The following is a 640-nucleotide window of genomic DNA, read 5'->3' as shown; positions in this document are numbered from 1 at the left end:
GGGCCGGGGGGCTTCATCATGTACATCGTCGTCGATGAACGGCAGATGGTGACGGCTGGGTACGTCGCCAGTTTCGACCGCGAAGGCATCTCATCCATCGGAGTGTTCTCCGGTGAGTTCCAGGACTGGCTCAAGGCCGCCTCCAGCGCCGATCTCGACGCGGTCCAGGGCTTCCTGCTCGGCGACTTCCAGGACCGCATCGCCTGCGCCGAGACCATCCGCCGCCACTCCCGCGCGCCGATCATCGCGCTCAGCGAGGTCCGCTCCCTGCAGCAGACGCTCGAGCTCTTCACCGCCAAGTTCGACGACGTGGTGCGCAAGCCCGTGCACGTGCGCGAGATCCTGGCCCGCACCGAGGCGATCTGGCGCCGGGTCAACGCCACCCAGCAGGCCGCCGCCGCACCGGCCGAGCGCCTGACCGTGTTCTTCGACGGCCGCGACCCGGAGATCGACGGGGTCAGCCTGCCCCTGCCCCGGCGCGAGCGCCACATTCTCGAGTACCTGGTGCGCAACCGCGGCCGGCGCCTGACCAAGACCCAGATCTTCAACGCCATCTACGGCATCTACTCCAACGACGTGGAGGAGAGCGTGATCGAGGGCCATGTGAGCAAGCTGCGCAAGAAGCTGCGCCAGAGGCTCG

Annotated in this window: 1 protein-coding gene; it reads left to right on the top strand. The window is 67.8% G+C overall.

From position 1 onward, the window contains the following. Window positions 1-18 precede the first annotated feature (18 nt). Window positions 19-640 (top strand): response regulator transcription factor (locus ACFOYU_RS15180; RefSeq protein WP_377034235.1); only part of this gene is annotated, 622 nt, incomplete at its 3' end.

The organism is Microvirga sp. GCM10011540, assembly GCF_042650665.1.
Lineage (GTDB): Bacteria > Pseudomonadota > Alphaproteobacteria > Rhizobiales > Beijerinckiaceae > Microvirga > Microvirga lenta.
The sequence above is the reverse complement of the archived record's forward strand: the minus strand, read 5'-3'. Positions and strand labels throughout refer to the sequence as shown.